We start from the raw sequence: 18,177 nt of genomic DNA, 5'->3' as shown, positions 1-18,177 counted from the left end.
CCCCGGTGGATCGACTGGTCGAGGACAGATCTGCGGCCGGGCAGGAACCGGCCGGATCCGCCGATGTGTGTCGGGCGCGCCCGGACCGGTCCTGTGGTCCGGTGGCACGGCTGGGCCGCGACCAGTTTCCAGGATTGGTGCCCGCCCGCCGCACCGTCCGGAATTCCGGCCGCGGATGCTGGCGTGCGTGCTGTCCGGCGCCGGGAAAGCGTAACGTCCTTCCTGACTATTGGGATGCTGTCTGTCGGATACCCACCGGCGCCAGCCGGGAGCCAGCGCGCTACCCGGGGGCGGCGGGGGTAGGAGACGCGCCGCTGGCGGTCGCCCGGGCCGCCCACTCCTCGTCGGCGGCCCGCTTCCGGGCCAGCCCGTCCCGGCCGTCGTAGCGGAGGAACGCCGGCAGTGCCGCCGCCAGCGCCACCGTGCCGACCACGCAGAGCAGGCCACCGGAGACGATCGATCCGCCGATGCCGAGGTAGCGGGCGGCGACGCCGGAGCGGAGCTGGCCGAGCAGCGGCCCGGTGAGGTAGGAGAGCATCTCGATGCCGGCCAGCCGGCCACGCAGGTGGTCGGGGATGGTCTGGTTCCAGATGGTCATCCGGAAGATGCCGGAGACCATGTCGGCCGCGCCGGCGAACGCGAGGAAGAGCAGCGCCAGCCAGAGCCAGTCACTCAGGCCGAAGCCGACGATCCCGACGCCCCACAGCCCGGCGGCGAGCACCACCATCAGGCCGTGCCGGTGCACCCGACCGGTCCAGCCGGAGGTCACCGTCGCCAGCAGGGAACCCGCGGCGGGCGCCGCGTAGAGCAACCCGAGCACGGCCGGGCCGCCGAGCTTGCCCGCCATGAACGGGTAGAGCGCCTGCGGCATGCCGAAGAACATGGCGTTGATGTCCACCAGGTAGGTGCCGAGCAGCTCCGGCCGGCTCCGCGCGTAACGCAGGCCGGTCAGCACCGAGCGCAGTGACGGGCGTTCGGCGGCCGGCGGGGGCGGAACGGCCCTGATCAGGTAGAGGCAGACCAGTGAGAACGCGAACGTGCCGAGGTCTATCGCGTACACCCACGGCATGCCTACCGAGGCGATCAGCACTCCGGCGACGGCGGGGCCGCCGAGCTGGGCGACCTGCATCCGCAGCGCGTTGAGCGCGCTGGCCGCCGGGATCTCGTCCAGGGTGACGATGCGCGGGGTGAGCCCTTCGAGCGCCGGGCGCGCGATGCCGTCGATCGCGGCGGTCAGCGCGGCGACCAGGTAGAGCAGCCAGAGGTGTGGCTGGTCGAAGAGCGAGTTGACCAGGAGTACGCCGGCGAGCGCGGTGAACCCGACCTCCGCGCCCAGCACCAGGGCGCGGCGGTCGAGGTAGTCGGCCAGGGCGCCGCCGACGAACGCCATCACCAGCAGGGGTACGAGTTCGCAGACGCCGAGCAGGCCGACCAGCAGCGGGTCGTCGGTGAGCGCGTACACCTGGAACGGGATCGTCACGTAGGTGATGAACGAGCCGAACCCCGAGACACCGCTGGCGGCGAAGAGCAGCCGGAAGTCCCGCGAGGTGCGTAACGGAGTGACGTCGAGCGCCATCCGGCGGAGCAGGCGGTTCACGACCGGTGATGGTGCCGCAGGGGTCCCGGGGTGTCGATCGGGTTTCCCGGCCGATGGATCAGCTGTACGACACCGAGAAGCTGTTAGTGGTGAAGTTCAGCCCGCCCGCCGAGGAGGTGATCTCGTAGCCGAACTGGACGTCACCGACCAGGACGTCGCCGTACCAGCCGGCGTTGCGGATCCAGTTCAGCACGGCGCGGATGTCGACGGTTCCCGAGTTGGTGTTGCCGGTGCGGATGAACGAGAAGACCTCGTTGGCGCCGTTGGAGCCGCGGTAGACCTGCCAGGTGTGTCCACCGACCGACGCGGTGGTCTGCAACGAGCCGAGCGGACCGACCGGGCCGGTCTTGTTCATCCACAGCATGATCTCGTACGCGTGGTTGTCGGCCCAGATGTCGTACGTGCTCGCGTACGCCCCACCGTTCGGTACGGTGACGTTGAAGCTGCTGGTGAGGCTGCCGATCGCGCTCAGGTTCCGGTTGACGTTCCGGGTGGCGTTCGGATAGGACTTCACCCCGCCGGTGTTCGGGTGGTTCGCGGTGACGCCCCAGTTGCTGTAGGAGTTGGCCCAGATGGTCTGGCTTCCCGCGCCGCTGCCCCAGATGTTGTTGTAGAGCGTGTAACCGCCGTTGGTCCAGGTCCCCCACTGCTCGGAGGAGCGCCAGGCGACCGCGCCGGGCTGCGAGGGGGTGGGCGCGGGAGTGCTGGTGGGCGGCTGTGTCGTGCCGGGTGCGCCGGTACAGGGCACCCCGTTGAGGCTGAACGAGGTGGGCGGGGAGTTCGTCCCGGTCCAGCTGCCGTTGAAGCCGGGGGTGACGGTGGCGTTGGTACCCAGTGCGGCGTTCCAGGACGCGTTGGTCACCGTCACCCTGGCACCACTCTGGCTGAACTCGCCACCCCAGCCCTGGGTGACGGTCTGGCCGCTCGGGAAGGTCCACTCCAGCCGCCACCCGTTGAGCGGGTCGCCGAGGTTGGTAAGGGCGACGTTGGCGCTGAAGCCGCCGGACCACTGGTTGACCGTGTAGTTCACCCGGCAGCCGGTGGCGGCGCTTGCCGGCGCGGTCGACACCACCGTCAGGCCGATGCCCAGCAGCGGCGTGGTGGCCAGCGCGAGGCCGGCACGGAGCCGGCGTCGTGGGTTCCCGGGCGAGCGGGTGGATCTCATCTGCGCCTCCTGGTCCTCTCGGGTCGCACCAACCGGCGACGGCCTCAGGAAGTTAGTTTGGTAATCCAACTAACTTCATCCTGCCACCCTTCGGGCGATTGCGACAACCGTCGATGGACCCGAGTCGCCGACCGGGTCTAGCCCATCGACCTGGCCCCGTCGATGGCCTCCCGGATGATGTCGGCATGCCCGGCGTGCTGCGCCGTCTCGCCGATCACGTGCTGGAGGACCCGTCGCGCGCTCCACCGGGTACCCGGCGCGAACCACGGGGCGGCCGGCAGCTCGTGACCGGCATCGAGGTCGGGCAGCGTACGCACCAGCTCGTCGGTGCGCCGCGCGATCTCCTCGTACTCCGCCAGTATGCCGGCCAGGGTCTCCCCGGGCAGCATGCGGAAGCTGGCCGCGTGCTGCGCGTGGGCGGCGGGGTCGTCAGCGGCCGGCATCCCCGACGGTCCCTCCACGATGAACCGGGCCCACTGGCGCTCCATCGCCGCGACGTGCTTGATCAGGCCGCCGACACAGAGTTCGCTGGTTGTGCTGCGGGTGGCGGCCTGCTCGTCGTCGAGCTCGCGGGCGGTGAACCGCAGGAAGAACCGCGCCTTGCCCAGGGCATCCAGCAGGTCGGCCCGCTCGCCGGTCAGGTTGTGCTCGATCGTCGTCACCATGGTCGTCATTCCTGCCTCGAAGTCACCTCGTCGAACTGTCACCTCACACGTTAGAGCCAATAGCGGCCAGTTCCTGGCCGCTATGCGCAGGGTCCCGAGAATCTGCCGACGAGCAGCACCGGATCGACCGCGGGCAGCCGGCCCGTTGACACCTCGCCGGCAGACTGTCGAGCTGGGTGCACAGACGGGGCGCGATCCGGACATTCACCAGATCGGCGGAGTGCGGACCGGGCAGGGCCACGGGATCAGCGGAGCACGCCGGGTGACCTGTCCTGATGCGTGCCGGGAGCCGTCGGGAGCCGGTCCGACCCACCTCGCACCGGCTCCCGACGCCCGCGCCACGGCGCCGACCGGTCCGACGCTCGACTGTAGGCCATCATGTGATCGCTAACATGCTCGTGACAGAATTTGCCACGGCGTCGAACGGAACCAGGTTGACCCGCCACGCGGATATACGGGATATTGCCAGACCTCTTTGAGGTATTCAAGTGCGTGCATCAATCTCCGGGCCTGCACCCGTCCCGGAACGGACAGGAAAGCGCTTTCGAATGCGACTTTCCAGGACCGGCGACGGCAACGCTTTTCACCGCTCCGGATCGCCTCGGCGGCTGGCAGGAATCTCACAATGGTTTTCTGTTATCGGCGAGACCACCGGAGAGTCGGGCTGGCGCCGGGCGCCGGTACGCAGGGAGAAGACCGACGAGGGAGCCGGGCCGGCGACGGCTCGACGGCCGGCGACGGGGTCACCCGGCCTGCGGCGGCCGGGGCCGGAACGAGGCGTCGGCGCGGAATCCGGGATCGTCTGTCGACCGGTCCACCCACAACTGGAAGTTCCGGTGCCGCAGGAACCAGCCGGGATAGTTGGACGACTCGAGCGACACGGAGCCCGGGGCCGTCCCCTCCCGTACGCAGAACGTCGCGTCCTGCCGGAACAGCGGGGTGCCGATGTCCTCGCTCAACCGCACCCGCCAGGACAGATGGCGCAGATAACGCCCGTCCTCGGCCCGGAAGGAGACGCACGTGTCGTCGGCCAGACCGGGGACGGCCTGGAACGTCGCCCGCTGCCGGGCGGCCGGATCGCTTTCGGCGCCGACCCTGGTCAGCGCCCCGAGGCCACCGTCGCCGGTCGTCAGGAAGAGTCCGACCTGGTTGACCGACTCCATCGACACGTTCCCCAGCGGCAGCCGGGGCAGTGCGGTGCCCGACGGCGCGGCGCCGGTCGGCTCCGGGCGAAGCGGGACCCGCGCGGTCGCGGGCGGCGCCGACCTGGGCGGGACGACGCTCGGAGCCGTCGAGGGGGCGACCGGGGGTGTCCTGGTCGGGGCGGCCACGGCCGGCGGCGGCGGGGACGGCGACGACGACCAGGGCGCGGTGCCGACCGTGGCACCGGCCACGACCGTGCCGGCGGCGACCACGGTCACGATGGGATGGCTCACGATCATCTGGCCGAGCTGGCTGAACAGCCCCGCCTTGAGGCCCGCACCGACCGCTCCGGAACCGCCGATCCCGCCGGCCCCGGCAGCCACCGTCGTGACACCGCCGAGCGCGGTGCCCGCCACCGTGCCCTTACCGGTCAGCGACACCGCCAGCGCCGCCGGAACGGGGAGCAGCACGAGACCCACGAGCAGGCGTTCCGGTGCGACCAGGCCGTCGGCGTGCCGTAGGCAGATCGGGCAGGACCGGACGTGCCGGCTGATCCGCTTGCGCCACAGTGGACTCGGCTCGCCGGTCCAGTCGGCCAGCACCTCGGCGAGACGGTCGCAGCCCGGTCTGGCGTCCATCGCGGCGACCAGCGTCCGGCTCAGTTCCAGCTGCTGGCGCATCCGCTGGACGCGTACGCCGGCGTGCGCAGTACCGACGCCGAGCGACGCCGCCAGCTCCGCCCTGCTCAGCCCGCCGTCGACCTCCAGCCACCAGAGCGAGAGCAGCGCCCGGTCCTCGGGGTCGAGCCAACGACTGGCACGTACCACCTGCCGGCGCTGGTCGGACAGGTCCAGGCGGAGCAGCGTCTGGTCTTCGATCCCGGCCGCCTCGTCCGGCTCGCCGATCACCTCGTCCAGGTCGGCCACGCGCTCCGCGGCAACCTGCTGCCGCTGTAGCTGCGAGCTGACCTGCCGCAGGGTGATCGCCACCAGCCAGGGCCGGAAGCTCTCCGGCTCCCGCAGCCCGCGCAGCTCCCGCAGGGCACGCAGCATCGTCTCCTGCACGACGTCGTCCACGTCCGGATGGCCGCTCAGCGCCCTGCGCACGATGGTGTACACCACCGGCAGATACGCCATCGTGAGCTCGTCGAGCGCCTGCCGGTCACCGGCCTGCGCGGCGACGACCAGGCTCGTCTCGTTCCTACGGGTAGCTCGCATGTCCCATCGCTGTCCCAGTTGCCCGCACGGTCGTCACAGCAGCCCGGACGGCACTGGGCCCGGTCGGCGCCACCGGCCGCGGGACGCCCCGGGCGGACGGCGAGGCGGTACCGACCGCGCCACGCGCCGAGCCTGCCCGAGCCGAGCGCCGACGGTGTGGTGGTTGACTGTGGTGGACGTCGGCGTCCCAGTCAAGAAGCAGCCGCGAATTCGGCGGCGACCGCTCGGGGGCCCGACTGGGCGACAGAATCGCGACAATGGGGCGGTCAGCCGCGATCGCCGCGACGGATATCGCACGTTGTCACCGTTCCGGTCGCCGCGAAGAACGGCGGGCGACACACACCTACGGGATGCGCGACACGCTTATCAGCCGCCCGACAATCCTCCTCTTGTGAGCGTCCTCGACCAGCGGCAATGTTATCGCTCACTCGGGCGGCCACCGGTCGGCAGGGATGTGTGACAGGTCCGGGGCTGTCGCCAGCCGGGCGCGAAGGCCCTGATCATGCCGAGCGTCCCCCGGAAATGGGTGTCCATCTCGCGCCGGACGGCGGCCGGGTCACCGGTGACGAGGTTGGTGACGGTGTGCAGGCCGGCATTGTCGACCAGCAGCGTGACGTCCGGGGCGGCGACGGCAGCGGGTCCCGACCCGCATCAGATGCAAGTACTGTGACGGGGGTCATCGCGGCATGCAGGCTCCGCCCGGGTAATGCTGCCGCATGTTCGAGGGTTTCGCCGACGAGCGGATCGACGTCGGAGAGGTGCGACTCCGGGTCCGGTACGCCGGGCAGGGACAGCCGGTGCTGCTCGTGCACGGCCATCCGCGTACCGGATCGACCTGGCACCGGGTCGCGCCGCAGCTGGTGGACCGGGGGTTCGCGGTCGTCTGTCCGGACATGCGCGGCTACGGGCAGTCAAGCAAGGCACCGGTGCTTCCGGACCACTCCCAGCAGTCCAAACGCGCGGTGGCCGGTGACCTGGTCCGGCTGATGGCCGCGTTGGGTCACCCGACGTTCGCCACTGTCGGGCACGACCGCGGCTGCTACGTGGCGCTGCGCCTGGCCCTGGACCATCCCGACGCGGTCAGCCGGCTGGTGGTGATGGACGGCGTACCCATCAGCGAGGCCCTGGCCAGGTGTGATGCCGCCTTCGCCCGGGACTGGTACCACTGGTTTTTCTTCGCCCAGCCGGACAAGCCGGAACGGGCTATCGCCGCCGATCCCGACGCCTGGTACGGCAGCGCCCGGCCGGAGACCATGGGGGTGGAGAACCATCGGGAACTCCGGCAGGCGATCCACGACGAGGCCACGGTGCGGGCGATGCTGGAGGACTACCGGGCCGGCCTCGGCGTCGACCGGGAACACGAGGAGGCCGACCGGCGGGCCGGTCGGGCCGTCGAGTGTCCGACACTCTTCCTCTGGTCGACCCGGGACGACATGGAAGCCCTCTACGGCGACCCGCTCGCCGTCTGGCGGCCCTGGGCGCGGGACCTGCGCGGCGAGCCGGTCGAGTCCGGACACCACGTCGCCGAGGAGAACCCGGACGACCTGGTGGCGGCGCTGCACCGGTTCCTCGGCTGACAACCGTCGACGCCGGACCGTGCCCGCTACGGCTCGCGCCCTGTCCCCCGCCGTGCCTCGTCACCGCGCTCGCCGCGGCCCTGTGCCGAGGACCGGTCCCGGCGCAGCACGAACCGGTCGGTCAGGTAGGTGGCGGCCCAGAGGAGCAGCCCGATGACGAGCAGTACGCCGGCCACCCGGTAGTCCTCGACGGCCCGGCCGGAGAACGGGCTGACCAGGTAGGCGCAGGCGAGCGCACCGATCACCGGGATGGCGGTGGGCGCCCGGAAGTGCGCGTGCTCCACCGGGTCGCGCCGCAGCACCAGTACGGCGACGTTGACGATGGTGAAGACGCTGAGCAGCAGCAGCGACGTCGTACCGCCCAGCGCGGCCAGGTCGGCGAACCAGATCAGTCCGAAGGCCACGAGCGTGGTGAAGACGATGCCGGCCCACGGCGTACGCCTGGTCCGGTGCACCCGGCCGAGGATCCGGGGCAGTACGCCCTCGTTCGCCATGCCGTAGAGCAACCGGCTGGCCATCATCATGTTGATCAGGGCGGAGTTCGCCACGGCGAACATGGTGACGAAGGCGAAGACGGTGAGCGGAAAGGCCGGTGCCCCGGCCGCGACGACCTTCAGCAACGGAGCGTCGCCCTCGCCGAGTTCCTCGGGTGGCACCAGCGCGACCGACGAGATCGACACCAGGATGTAGACCACCCCGGTGATGCAGAGCCCGGTCAGCATGACCTTCGGGAAGATCCGGGCCGGGTCCCTGGTCTCCTCGGCCATGTTCACCGAGTCCTCGAAGCCGACCATGGCGAAGAACGCCAGCGCGGTGGCCGCGGTGACCGCGAGGAATCCGCTCTCGCCCGGTGGCGAGTCGAACTCCAACAGCCGGGACATGTCCCCGTCGCCGCCGCCCAGCGCCCAGGCGCCGATGAAGATGACGATGAGCAGCCCGGTCAGCTCGACGCAGGTCAGCACCACGTTCAGCTTCACGCTCTCGGCGACGCCCCGGAAGTTCACCAGGGCGATCAGCGTCATGAAGGCGATGGCCACCGCCGTGAGCCCGAGACCCTCGCCGACCGACAGGTCGAACGCCTCGACGAAGTTGCTGGCGAACGCCTTCGACGCGCTGGACGCGGAGGTGAGGCCCGAGCACATCACGGTGAAGGTGACCATGAAGGTCAGCAGGTGGATGCCGAACGCCTTGTGCGTGTACAACGCCGCACCCGCCGCCCGGGGATACTTCGTCACCAGTTCCAGATAGCTGAACGCGGTGAGCAGGGCGACCACGAACGCCACCAGGAAGGGCAGCCAGACCGCTCCGCCCACCTCGGCGGCGACCTTACCGGTGAGCGCGTAGATCCCGGTGCCGAGGATGTCGCCGACCACGAACAGCAGCAGCAGGCCGGGGCCAATCACCCGGTTGAGGGTCGGTTCACCTGCCCTGCCGGTCTCCTCGGTCGTCCCGGCGTCCGCCACGGCCCCTCCCCTCGACGTCCGCGGCCGAGATGACGACCCGGTGCGCGGCGTGGTAACTCTCGTCGATGCGCAGAGCCACACGGTATTCGATGAATCGCGCCGGCGCCGTGCGGAGGCGGTCTTGTCCGCGGGCCCGGCGCGGCCCAGCATTGACCCGGGGCGTCGGGTGCGGGTCGGGACCCGCTGCCGTCGCCGAGCCCCGTCATCGGAGGACGACATGCACATCGTGCTAGGAGCCAATCCCGAGGCCGATCAGCCGTGGGTCGCGGACGCCGTCGCAGACCTGGTCCGGCAGAGCGGTGGGTCGGTCGCCGTGGTCGCCGTCGACGAGGTGGAACTCGAACGCCTGACCGCGGTGCCGCGCAGTGTCTTCGTCGAGCGGGCGGAACAGGCCGCTTCGGCTGCCGTGCGGCGGTTGGCCGCCGTCGGGATCGAGGCGAGTCAGACGGTACGCTCCGGCCGGCCGCTGCAACAGATCCTGCAGTTCGCCGACGAGGAGCAGGCGGACCTGATCGTGGTGGGGTCGAGCACCCGGCCGGCGGTGGCCGCACGACTGCTCGGCAGCCTGCCGCTGGCGCTGATCAGGAAGTCGCCCCGGCCGGTCCTGGTGGTCACCCACCCACGGGATCCGCACTGACGGTCCGCGGCGATCCGGTTGCCATCCCGGCCGGCTGGGTAGGAGGGCGTGGTCCGCCCGAACAGGCGGCCGGTCAAAGCGGAGGTGGAGGGCATGACCCAGCGGTCCGACGGAACGGCCGACGCGGAGCGGCAGGAGCACGAGGAGGCGGTCACGACCGACTCGGCCGGGCGGCAGCCGACCGGCGACGACCCGGCTGTCGAGGATCCCGGCGACAGCACCGGGCAGGTGCTCGGGCGGAGCGTGCCCATCCGGCGGGATGTCGCGCAGGCCCCTCCCGGCTCACCGGAGACCGGCGCGGTACGCAACGCGGACGGCAGCCCGAGCGCGGAGAAGCCGTACACCTGACCCCTCCGACCGGGCGCTCGCCGCCCGCACCGGCCGCTGGCTTGGGCCGGGGCAGGACGGGTAAGTGCGGCGGGTCAGCGGGGGCGATCCGACGGAGCAGGTATGGGCGGGCGAAACGCCAGGAACGAGGTCTACCGCGGTATCCGGGCCTCGATCCGCAACAACGGGCAGGCGTACGGCTACTCCGTCTCAATCACCGGCAGCTTCGGGCTTCTCACGACGACGACCGGTACGCCCAGCGGGATCGAGATCATGCTCTTCGGCTTCGGAGCCGCCGCCGCGTTCAGCCTCCTGGAGATCCTCGCCACCAGGGACTTCCACCGGTCCCTGGAGGAAGAATCCGTGATCGTCAGCGCATTCGGCGTCGCGCTGAGCTTCCTGTCCGTCGGCATCACCCTCGGAGTCGCCTGGCTGATCGGCGAACTGCTGCCCGGACCGGAGGCATGGCCGGTGGCCGGGGCGCTCGCCTCGGCGATCTACCTGCTGCTGGCGGGGGTGCAACTGGCCGTCGCGGAGTCCGCCTCCCGAGCGCGGCGGGGGAAGACCCGGGACTGAGGTACCGCACCGATCCGGACTCCGCAGCGCCCCGGGTCCGGTCCTGACACGGCGGGAAAGGGTTACCAGGACGCCGGGGTGTCGTACCAGTGCCACCCGGTGTGCAGGCCGCGCCGCATCCGGCCGGGAACCTTGACACAGGACGCTGCGTTCACCGACCGTTTCCGGCAGCCGCCGTGCACCTGCGCGGCAGCCGGTTGGTCGTACACGGGGGTGGCGAAGCATGCTGTTCGTCCGATCGGGACTGGTCCTGCGTGGCGTCGGCACCATCGGCGGAGGCGTCGCGTTGTTGCTGGTGGTCACCACCACCGGGACGGCCCTGGCCGGTGCCCAGGCCCCGGTGGTCCGCTCGGACGTCGCCGCGTCGAGCGTGTGGAGCGGACAGCGCTTGATCGGCAACGCCGGCTTCGAGGACGACGCCTCTGCCGTCCGTTGGTCGGCGAGCGGTCCGGCCAGCGCCGTCTCCGTGGTCGGCTCACCAGTGCGCAGCGGTGGACGCGCCGCCCGGATCGTGGACACCTCGACGAGCGGAGGCGTCAGCCTGCGCAGTGATCCGCTGACGACCATCCCCGGCGAGGAGGTGACCGCCAGCGGCTGGGCGCAGCGTACGTCCGGGGCCGGCGGATGGTTGTACCTGGAGTTCTGGCGGGCCGGCGGAAGCCGGATCAGCGCGACGGTGGTTCCGGTGCCCGGCGCGAGCGGTTGGCAACGGGTCAGCGCCAACGGGGTCGCCCCGGACGAGGCGACCACGCTCACCGTGCTCCTCTACAGTGCCCAGGCCGAGCAGAGCACGACGGTGTGGGACGACGTGACCGTCGCGAGCGCGGGACCGGTCCGGTCCCGGATCCCCGGCGCCGGTTTCGAGGAGGTCCGGGAGAACCCGGGGCCGACACAGTGGACGGCCGCCGCCCCCGGCGGCTCGGCGACCGTCGTGGCCTCGGGAGCCAGGACCGGAAAACGCGCCCTGCGGATCACCGACAACTCGACGAGCGAACCGGTGTCGGCCCTCAGCCGGCAGGTGCCGGTCGCCGCCGGCACGACAGTCACCGCCAGCGCCTGGGCACGCCGGGACAGCGGCACCGCCGGGGTGCTGTACCTCGAGTACCGCCGCGCCGACGGCAGCCGGATCGAACCGCCTGTCACCGCCTCGGGCGGCGCCGTCAGCGGATGGCAGCGGGTCAGGGTCTCGGCGGCGGCACCCTCCGGGGCGGTCGGCCTCACCGTGCGCCTCTACAGCCTGGCGGCGGCGACCGGCACCACCACCTGGGACGATGTGGAACTGCGGACGAGCGCCGACCCCGGTTACGCCGAGTCGGTCGGCACCGGCACCGTGCTCTTCGTCGGTGACCAGCGGGTCGAGTCCTACCAGGGTGTCACCCGGATGATCCATCCCGGGACGAAGACCGGCGACCCGGCGCTGGCCGGCACCGGCACCGGGGTCGTCCTCGCCGGCGGCACCTGGGACGCCAACCCGCGCGTCTCCGGCACGGTGCTGCCCGCGCCGGACGGTTCCGGCTACCGGATGTGGTACACCGCCGCCGACGCCAACGGTAGATGCGGGTACTGCACCGGTTACGCCGAGAGCGCCGACGGCCTCCGGTGGAACCGGAACGTGGCCAGTGGGCCGGTGCACACCTTCGCCCCGTCGGGGGTGGTGGAGAACCCGAACTACGCCCCCGGCCGGCCGCGCTACTTCATGTTGCACGCGCACGGGCCGGGTGCCCCGGTCGACCGCCACTACTACGCCGCCCAGTCCACCGACGGCATCAACTGGGTTCCGATGAACTCCGGCAATCCGGTGCTGCCCGGCTGGGACGTGGCGAACGTGTCGTACGACCCTGCCACGGCCCGGTTCGTCGCCATGACCAAGCAGTACCCGGTCGCCTACGCCGCATCGACCCGACCGGCCGGTCCCCGCACGGTCTGGGTCTCCACAAGCACGAACTTCGTGACCTGGACGCCACCCCGGCCGTCGTTCGCCACCGACCCGGGCGACGACGACGCCATCACCGACGCGGGTAGGTCCGGCAGCACACCCTGGGCCGAGGTCTACGGCATGCCAGCGGTCCGCTACGGCGAGCAGTACCTGGGGTTGCCGTGGATTTTCGACATCGTCGACAGCCCCTCACCACTGGCCGACCCCGGCCCGGACAAGGGACGGCAACACATCGGCCTGGCCGCCTCCGATGACCTGCTCGTCTGGAGCCGACCGGTGCGGGGCAGGCTGGTCCAGCCGGGCATCTCGGGTGCCTGGGACTGGGGGTACCAGCTGACCGCGAGCACGCTGCTCACCGTCGGCGACCAGGTGCGGCTCTATTACTCGGCGTTCGCCGGCGAGCACAGCTGTGCCGGGGCGGACGTGCCGGCCCGCTGCGGCGTGCCCATGGGGCGGTCCCGAGTCGGCCTGGCGACCTGGCAGCGCGATCGATTCGTCTCGTTCCGGGCACAGGCCGGGGGCGGCACGGTCACCACGAGGACCCTGAGCCCGGCCGGTGCCGCGCTGGCGGTGAACGTGGCCCCGGCCGGCGGAGCGCTGCGGGTCGAGGTGCTCGACGCGGCCGGCGTACCGGTGCCCGGTCACACCCTCGCCGACTCGACCCCGATCACCGCGAACAGCCTGGCCGCCCGCGTCTCCTGGGGGACGACCAGCACGCTGCCGACCGGGATCGGGCCGCTGCGGCTGCGCTTCCACCTCTCCGCCGGAGACCTCTACGCCTACACGATCAGCTGACAGCCACCGCCACAGCCCGGCAACCGACACCGGAGACCCACGGCCAGCTCGGCGGCAGGTCCGGCTACGACCAGAAGACACGGCGTGCCCGGTGGCGGACCGCGACGCTCAGCGGTTCCCGCTCCTCGGCCCGGCTGCGCGCGTTCCCCGTCGGCAGCCGGCTGGTGGTCGACGACCGGAGCGAAGGGGCTCTCTGCTCGATGAGGTCCTGCCCGACGGCAAACGTTCTCGATCCGGCCTCGGGGTCGGTGTACCGCGCTCTGACGGGCAGTCTCGTCACCGTCGACGCCGACATCGTGGTCACCGAGACCAACGGCGACGGAGCTGGCGCCGGAACCTCGAACTACCGCGCATACGTGATCAGGTGACCTGCCCGCGGCTCGGCGACCAGGTGCGCGGACCGGACCACTCCGTAGCCGTCTGCGAGGCCCGGTCGGATTCAGTGCCGGACGGCGTGACGGCCCAGCGCCGGACAACGGTCTTGGCCGTCGCCGCAGCCCTGCTGACGGGCGCGTGGTCGCGGTAGCGTGCTCGGTCTCGATCTGCACGAACTAGGAATTTTCTGCAAACTCGTGAAAATCAGGCGAAGCGCACCGCCGACGAGTCACACTGGTCGCACGGATCGAACGGGGACCGGTTCACGTGCCACCGGATGACGACCGCACCGCGCACCGGCGAGTCAGCGAGCGGCTCGACCGGCGGCTGGACCGAGCCATGGGGATCCTGGCGGTGGTCTTCCTCGTCGTCGTGCTGGTCGAGCCGTTCAGCCGGGACCGAACGCTGTCCCTGGTGCTGTCGGTCCTCGGATATCTGCTCTGGGCGGCCTTCGTGGCCGAGTTCGCCTTCCGCTGGTGGGTCGCGGCGGACCGTCGCCGGTTCCTCCGGCGGAACTGGTGGCGCCTGATCATCCTCGCGGTGCCGTTCCTCCGGCTCTTCGCGCTCCTGCGGGTACTCCGGGTCGCCGGTTTCGCGCAGCTGCTCAGCTCCGCCGTACGAGGCTCGCGGTCGGCCACCCACCTGCTGTCCGGACGGCTCATCCGGCTCGGTGCGTTCACCGCCATCGTCATCCTCGTCGGCACCCACCTGACCTATTTCTCCGGCGGCCACCCGTCCTACCCACGGGCGCTGCACGACGTCGCACTCACCACCATCGCCGGGCAACCCCTGAATGCCAGCAGCGGAGTCGGCCAGGTCATCGAGGTCTGCCTGGCCGCCTACTCGGTACTCGTCTTCGCCACCCTGGCCGGAAGCATCGGCGCGTTCTTCCTCGACGAGGACCGGGAGGAAGACGACCGTCGGGAGGAACCGACAGGCCGTTCCGGTTCCCGCCCGGCGGCCTCCGGACCGGGTCCGGCGGACAGCGCCGGTTCCTCGTCCGGTACGGGCCCCTGACGGGCGCCAGGAGCAACCGACGGGCCGGAGGCTTAAACCGGCCGTCCAAGGGGACTCCCTCGGGTGGCCCGTCCACAGACCCGTGCCAGCCGTGCCGCGTCGATCCGCGACAGCTTCTGGCTGATTCCCGCCTGCTTCACAGCCGGATCGGTCCTGCTGGCGATCGCCCTGTCGACGCTGGAACTGCGGCTCGTCGTACCGTTGGATGTCATCCTGCCCAGTGAATCCGCAGGTGCGCGGGCACTGCTGTCGGCGATCATCACCGCGATGATCTCCTTCACCGCCCTGGTCTTCTCGATCACCATGGTCGCCCTGCAGCTGACAGCGAGTCAGTACTCTCCCCGGGTTCTGCGCACCTTCCTGCAGGACCGCGTCATCCAGATCGCTCTGGGGCTGTTCATCGCCACGTTCCTGTTCGCCATCGTCGTCCTCGCCGCCCTGCCGGACACGGCGCGTGTCCCGGAGCTCTCCCTGGCCACCAGCCTGCTGCTGGTGCTGGCCAGCAGCAGCGTGTTCGTGTGGTACCTGCACCACGTGACCACGATCATGCGGGTGTCGCACATCATCGCCGCCATCGGCGCCCAGACCCGGCGCAGCCTGCAGGCCGACACGGACGCCGCACCGCCGGCCGACCCGGCCGCGCCGGCCGGGCCGCCGGCTCAGGTGCTCTCCGCCGGCACCGGCGGGCTGGTCACCGACGTTGACCTCGCACGGCTCGCCGCCAGGGCTGCCCTGCACGACTGCCTCGTGGTCGTGCTGCCCACCCCCGGGGACTTCGTCGCCGCCGGCCAGCCACTCCTGACCGTGTATCCCGCCGGAACCACCGCACCACGGCCGCTGCCCACGGACATCGCCGACGAAGTGGTGAGCCTCGCCCCCGAGCGCAGCCCGGGCCAGGACATCGGCTTCGGCTTCCGACAGCTCGCCGACATCGCCGAACGCGCTCTCTCTCCCGGCGTCAACGACCTGACCACGGCCGTCCGCGCCACGCAGGAGTCCCACGACCTGCTGCGCCGTCTCGCCACCCGCCCCGACCGACCCCGAACGGCGGTGGACGACCAGGGGCGGCTCCGCGCGCTCGCGCCCCGGCAGACCTTCGACAGCTTCCTCGCGGTGGCTGTCGACGACGTCGCGCACGCCGGCCGAGACCAGCCGCGGATCACCAGCCTGCTGCGGAGGATGCTGACCGACCTCGCCACGGTCGCCGCGGAGCAGCACCGGACCGCGATAGATCGACGCCGGAGAGCGCTCGGCGGCGACGGCCACCTCCGCTGAGCGCAGAGCTAGGGTCGACAGCGGTCGTCCCCGGCGGAAGGAGCACCCGACCATGATCCTGCCGAAGGTTCGGGACCTTCGCTTCGTCACGCTCCGGCGCGGTGGGAGCCTCACCGACCCGGATCATCATCTGCTCGCGCTCTGGGCGGCGGCCTGCGCCGAGCATGTCCTGCACCTGTTCGAGTCGGTTCGACCTGACGATCCGCGACCCCGTGCGGCGATCGAACACGCCCGCGCCTGGGTGCGGGGCGAGGTCGGGATGATGCAGGCCCGCGCGGCGGGCGGTCATGCGATGGGCGCGGCCAGAGATCTGCGTGGCGCGGCCCGGCACGCCGCGTACGCCGCCGGCCAGGCGGGAGTCGTCGCCCACGTCGCCGCACACGAACTCGGCGCCGCCGCCTACGCGATCAAGGCCGTGCGTGCTGCGGCGCCGGAAGGCGAGCGGGATGCCGCGGGCCGGCGGGAGTGCCGATGGCAGCGGGACCAGCTCCCGGCGGCGATCCGCGACCTCGTCCTCGACGACCAGCGGCTGCGCAACGACATCTGCTGGTCGGTCTTCGACTGCTGACCGGGTGTAGGGCAGCGGCACACCTGCACCGGCACCCGCAGCGGCAGCGGGCGACCCGGACCGCACCCGCCCGCTGCCGGGCCGGTGCTCGGCCGCCGCGCCCCGTCACGGTGCGAGCGATCCCCGGAACAGGTCGACGAGCACGTCGTTGGCGTTCGCCGGGTCCACGGGGTTCGGGTACTCGTCGTGGTAGATGCCGAACCCGCCGTCACCCCGGTAGGAGTGGTAGGTCCACGAGATCCCACGGGTGGCGAGCAGGTCGAGCATGTCGGCCACCCACCGCGCGCCGCCCCGGTCGAACGAGTCCCGGACGGTGCCGAACTCGCCGAGGTAGAGCGGCACGTCGTGGGCCCGGGCCCAGCTGGCGTACCTGTCGAGTTCGGCGGCGAGCAGCGCCTTCTCCCGGCCGATCACCGGCACGGAGCTGGTGAGGAACTCGAGCCGGCCGAGCGACGTCGAGCCGGCCGCGCTGTCCTGCCCCCGGGCCCAGTACGTGAGTTCGTAGGTGTGTCCGGCCCGCACCCGGAACCAGTACGCGTCCGAGGAGAGGGACGCGTCGGTGTTGGTCCCGGAGATCCCGACGGAACGGGTGCCCGCGTGGCCGTCCGGCCCGACGACCCGGGTGCCGGTGGCCTGCGGGGTGCTCTGGTCGAGCCACAGGTGCCAGGAGGCCGGATCCTCCAGCTCCCCCTTCGCCAGCTGCCGCACGAGGTCGCCCTGCGGGTCGTACTCGCGCACCTCGAAGTCGTCGAAGTACACAGTGCCGGCGTTGCGCTGCGACATGAAGGTGGGCCGCCCGACGTGCCAGGTCGGGTCGGTGACCGTGTAGCGCACCCGGTACGCCGTCCAGGGTGTGCTGCCGTCCGGGACGCGCAGCGCGCCGGCCGGCGGGGTGCCGTCGAAGGTCCAGTGTCGCCAGCTGAGGTGGTCCCAGGAGACGCTTATCGCCGACGGGTCCGGATACGAGGTCGGGGCCTGGCAGCACGGCATCCAGGACGCGAACTGGTGGGTGAACTCGATCGGCCGGTAGGTGTGGAACTCGTAGAGGATGTTCGGGTCGTCGACCGGGAAGAAGCCGAGGTCCGCGTCCTGCACCGGCTGGTAGGCGCCGCTGCCGTCGGCGTTACTGCCGTTCAGGCGCTCGACGGTGACGACGTGCCAGGGGTCGACCTCGCGGATGGCCCGGACGAGACGGTTGGCGAGCTGGACCCACTGCACCTTTTCACCGGCGGTGACCGGTTCGTTGAGCAGGTCGTAGCCGAGCACGACCGGCTCGGCGCGGTAACGCCGGGCGATCTCCCGCCACAGCGCGGTCAGCCGGTCCTGGTTGCGGAGGTCGTTCCAGAGCGCGACACCCCTACCCAGCGACTGGAAACCACCCTGCGGGACGTGCATGTTGAGCTGCAGGCGGATGCCGTACCTCCGGGCCCAGGCGACGTTCTGGTCGATCCACCGGAAACCGGCCTCCTTCCACACGCCGGGGTTGGCGTCGTCCTCGAACGTCCGGTAGTTCAGGTAGAACCGGACGAGGTTCATCCCCATGGCCCGTACCCGCCGGTAGTCGACCTCGCCGTGGTGCGCGGTGGGCAACTCCACGTCCGACCAGACGGCATTGCCGAAGGCGACCCCGCGCAGCGCGACCGGCCGGCCCGCATCGTCGACGATCTGCTGGCCGGCGGCGCGCAGGATGCCGGACGGGCGACCGCCGCCGCCGACGTCGCCGTCAGCAGCGGCCGGCCGCACCGGGCTGGTGAGCGCGGCCACCAGGACCAGCGCGCCCAGCGACGTGCGCAGCGTCCGGGACCGCCTGCTCATCCGGTACCTTCCGAGGTGGGCGGGGGCGC

General features: G+C 71.3%; 15 protein-coding genes. 9 read left to right on the top strand and 6 right to left on the bottom strand.

Annotated features, from left to right (window positions below):
- Positions 1-280: 280 nt before the first annotated feature.
- From ACN28A_RS25770 to ACN28A_RS25755, 4 genes are all read right to left on the bottom strand, one after another.
- Positions 281-1,597 (bottom strand): MFS transporter, encoded by a 1,317-nt coding sequence (locus ACN28A_RS25770; protein WP_421398975.1) that lies wholly within the window; start codon positions 1,595-1,597, stop codon positions 281-283.
- Between the two features lie 58 nt (positions 1,598-1,655).
- Positions 1,656-2,762, bottom strand: coding sequence for a cellulose binding domain-containing protein (locus ACN28A_RS25765; RefSeq protein ID WP_421398972.1), 1,107 nt, complete (start codon positions 2,760-2,762; stop codon positions 1,656-1,658).
- A 137-nt stretch (positions 2,763-2,899) separates the two neighbouring features.
- Positions 2,900-3,427 (bottom strand): DinB family protein, encoded by a 528-nt coding sequence (locus ACN28A_RS25760; RefSeq protein WP_421398970.1) that lies wholly within the window; start codon positions 3,425-3,427, stop codon positions 2,900-2,902.
- Between the two features lie 743 nt (positions 3,428-4,170).
- On the bottom strand, positions 4,171-5,787 hold the full coding sequence (locus ACN28A_RS25755) for a sigma-70 family RNA polymerase sigma factor (protein ID WP_421398967.1): 1,617 nt from the start codon (positions 5,785-5,787) through the stop codon (positions 4,171-4,173).
- 716 nt (positions 5,788-6,503) lie between these two features.
- Between ACN28A_RS25755 and ACN28A_RS25750 the strand changes: the two genes are divergently transcribed.
- Entirely contained in the window at positions 6,504-7,364 is an 861-nt protein-coding gene (locus ACN28A_RS25750; RefSeq protein WP_421398964.1) for an alpha/beta fold hydrolase, read from the top strand.
- A gap of 26 nt (positions 7,365-7,390) precedes the next feature.
- Here the strand turns inward: ACN28A_RS25750 and ACN28A_RS25745 are convergent, their stop codons facing one another.
- Positions 7,391-8,827, bottom strand: a complete 1,437-nt coding sequence (locus ACN28A_RS25745; protein ID WP_421398963.1) for an APC family permease — start codon at positions 8,825-8,827, stop codon at positions 7,391-7,393.
- A 217-nt stretch (positions 8,828-9,044) separates the two neighbouring features.
- Here ACN28A_RS25745 and ACN28A_RS25740 point away from each other — a divergent pair, with 217 nt between their 5' ends.
- From ACN28A_RS25740 to ACN28A_RS25705, 8 genes are all read left to right on the top strand, one after another.
- Positions 9,045-9,464, top strand: coding sequence for a universal stress protein (locus tag ACN28A_RS25740; RefSeq protein ID WP_421398960.1), 420 nt, complete (start codon positions 9,045-9,047; stop codon positions 9,462-9,464).
- A 93-nt stretch (positions 9,465-9,557) separates the two neighbouring features.
- Entirely contained in the window at positions 9,558-9,812 is a 255-nt protein-coding gene (locus ACN28A_RS25735) for a hypothetical protein (RefSeq protein WP_421398957.1), read from the top strand.
- A gap of 102 nt (positions 9,813-9,914) precedes the next feature.
- Positions 9,915-10,367 (top strand): hypothetical protein, encoded by a 453-nt coding sequence (locus ACN28A_RS25730; protein WP_421398954.1) that lies wholly within the window; start codon positions 9,915-9,917, stop codon positions 10,365-10,367.
- A 223-nt stretch (positions 10,368-10,590) separates the two neighbouring features.
- Positions 10,591-13,098 (top strand): hypothetical protein, encoded by a 2,508-nt coding sequence (locus ACN28A_RS25725; RefSeq protein WP_421398951.1) that lies wholly within the window; start codon positions 10,591-10,593, stop codon positions 13,096-13,098.
- A 164-nt stretch (positions 13,099-13,262) separates the two neighbouring features.
- Positions 13,263-13,466: a hypothetical protein gene (locus ACN28A_RS25720; RefSeq protein WP_421398948.1), complete on the top strand. Its 204-nt coding sequence runs from the start codon at positions 13,263-13,265 to the stop codon at positions 13,464-13,466.
- Between the two features lie 274 nt (positions 13,467-13,740).
- A complete protein-coding gene (locus ACN28A_RS25715; RefSeq protein ID WP_421398946.1) occupies positions 13,741-14,490 on the top strand; it encodes a hypothetical protein in 750 nt (249 codons plus the stop codon).
- A 63-nt stretch (positions 14,491-14,553) separates the two neighbouring features.
- Positions 14,554-15,765 carry a DUF2254 domain-containing protein gene (locus ACN28A_RS25710; RefSeq protein WP_421398943.1) on the top strand — a complete coding sequence of 404 codons (1,212 nt, stop codon included), beginning with the start codon at positions 14,554-14,556 and terminating at the stop codon, positions 15,763-15,765.
- A gap of 52 nt (positions 15,766-15,817) precedes the next feature.
- Positions 15,818-16,333: a putative immunity protein gene (locus ACN28A_RS25705; protein WP_421398941.1), complete on the top strand. Its 516-nt coding sequence runs from the start codon at positions 15,818-15,820 to the stop codon at positions 16,331-16,333.
- A 105-nt stretch (positions 16,334-16,438) separates the two neighbouring features.
- On the opposite strand, the gene ACN28A_RS25700 is transcribed toward ACN28A_RS25705, so the two are convergent.
- Positions 16,439-18,148 carry a glycoside hydrolase family 5 protein gene (locus ACN28A_RS25700; protein ID WP_421398938.1) on the bottom strand — a complete coding sequence of 570 codons (1,710 nt, stop codon included), beginning with the start codon at positions 18,146-18,148 and terminating at the stop codon, positions 16,439-16,441.
- Positions 18,149-18,177 lie beyond the last annotated feature (29 nt).

This window comes from Plantactinospora sp. WMMB782, from assembly GCF_049179135.1.
Taxonomy (GTDB): domain Bacteria; phylum Actinomycetota; class Actinomycetes; order Mycobacteriales; family Micromonosporaceae; genus Plantactinospora.
Note: the sequence above shows the minus strand (reverse complement) of the source record. Positions and strands in the feature narration are given on the sequence as shown.

Excerpts from the sequence above, each read along its gene's own strand:
- ACN28A_RS25740 (WP_421398960.1), top strand. The coding sequence starts at position 9,045 with ATGCACATCGTGCTAGGAGCCAATCCCGAGGCCGATCAGCCGTGGGTC.
- ACN28A_RS25730 (WP_421398954.1), top strand. The coding sequence starts at position 9,915 with ATGGGCGGGCGAAACGCCAGGAACGAGGTCTACCGCGGTATCCGGGCC.
- ACN28A_RS25755 (WP_421398967.1), bottom strand. The coding sequence starts at position 5,787 with ATGCGAGCTACCCGTAGGAACGAGACGAGCCTGGTCGTCGCCGCGCAG.
- ACN28A_RS25765 (WP_421398972.1), bottom strand. The coding sequence starts at position 2,762 with ATGAGATCCACCCGCTCGCCCGGGAACCCACGACGCCGGCTCCGTGCC.
- ACN28A_RS25760 (WP_421398970.1), bottom strand. The coding sequence starts at position 3,427 with ATGGTGACGACGATCGAGCACAACCTGACCGGCGAGCGGGCCGACCTG.
- ACN28A_RS25725 (WP_421398951.1), top strand. The coding sequence starts at position 10,591 with ATGCTGTTCGTCCGATCGGGACTGGTCCTGCGTGGCGTCGGCACCATC.
- ACN28A_RS25750 (WP_421398964.1), top strand. The coding sequence starts at position 6,504 with ATGTTCGAGGGTTTCGCCGACGAGCGGATCGACGTCGGAGAGGTGCGA.
- ACN28A_RS25735 (WP_421398957.1), top strand. The coding sequence starts at position 9,558 with ATGACCCAGCGGTCCGACGGAACGGCCGACGCGGAGCGGCAGGAGCAC.
- ACN28A_RS25700 (WP_421398938.1), bottom strand. The coding sequence starts at position 18,148 with ATGAGCAGGCGGTCCCGGACGCTGCGCACGTCGCTGGGCGCGCTGGTC.
- ACN28A_RS25705 (WP_421398941.1), top strand. The coding sequence starts at position 15,818 with ATGATCCTGCCGAAGGTTCGGGACCTTCGCTTCGTCACGCTCCGGCGC.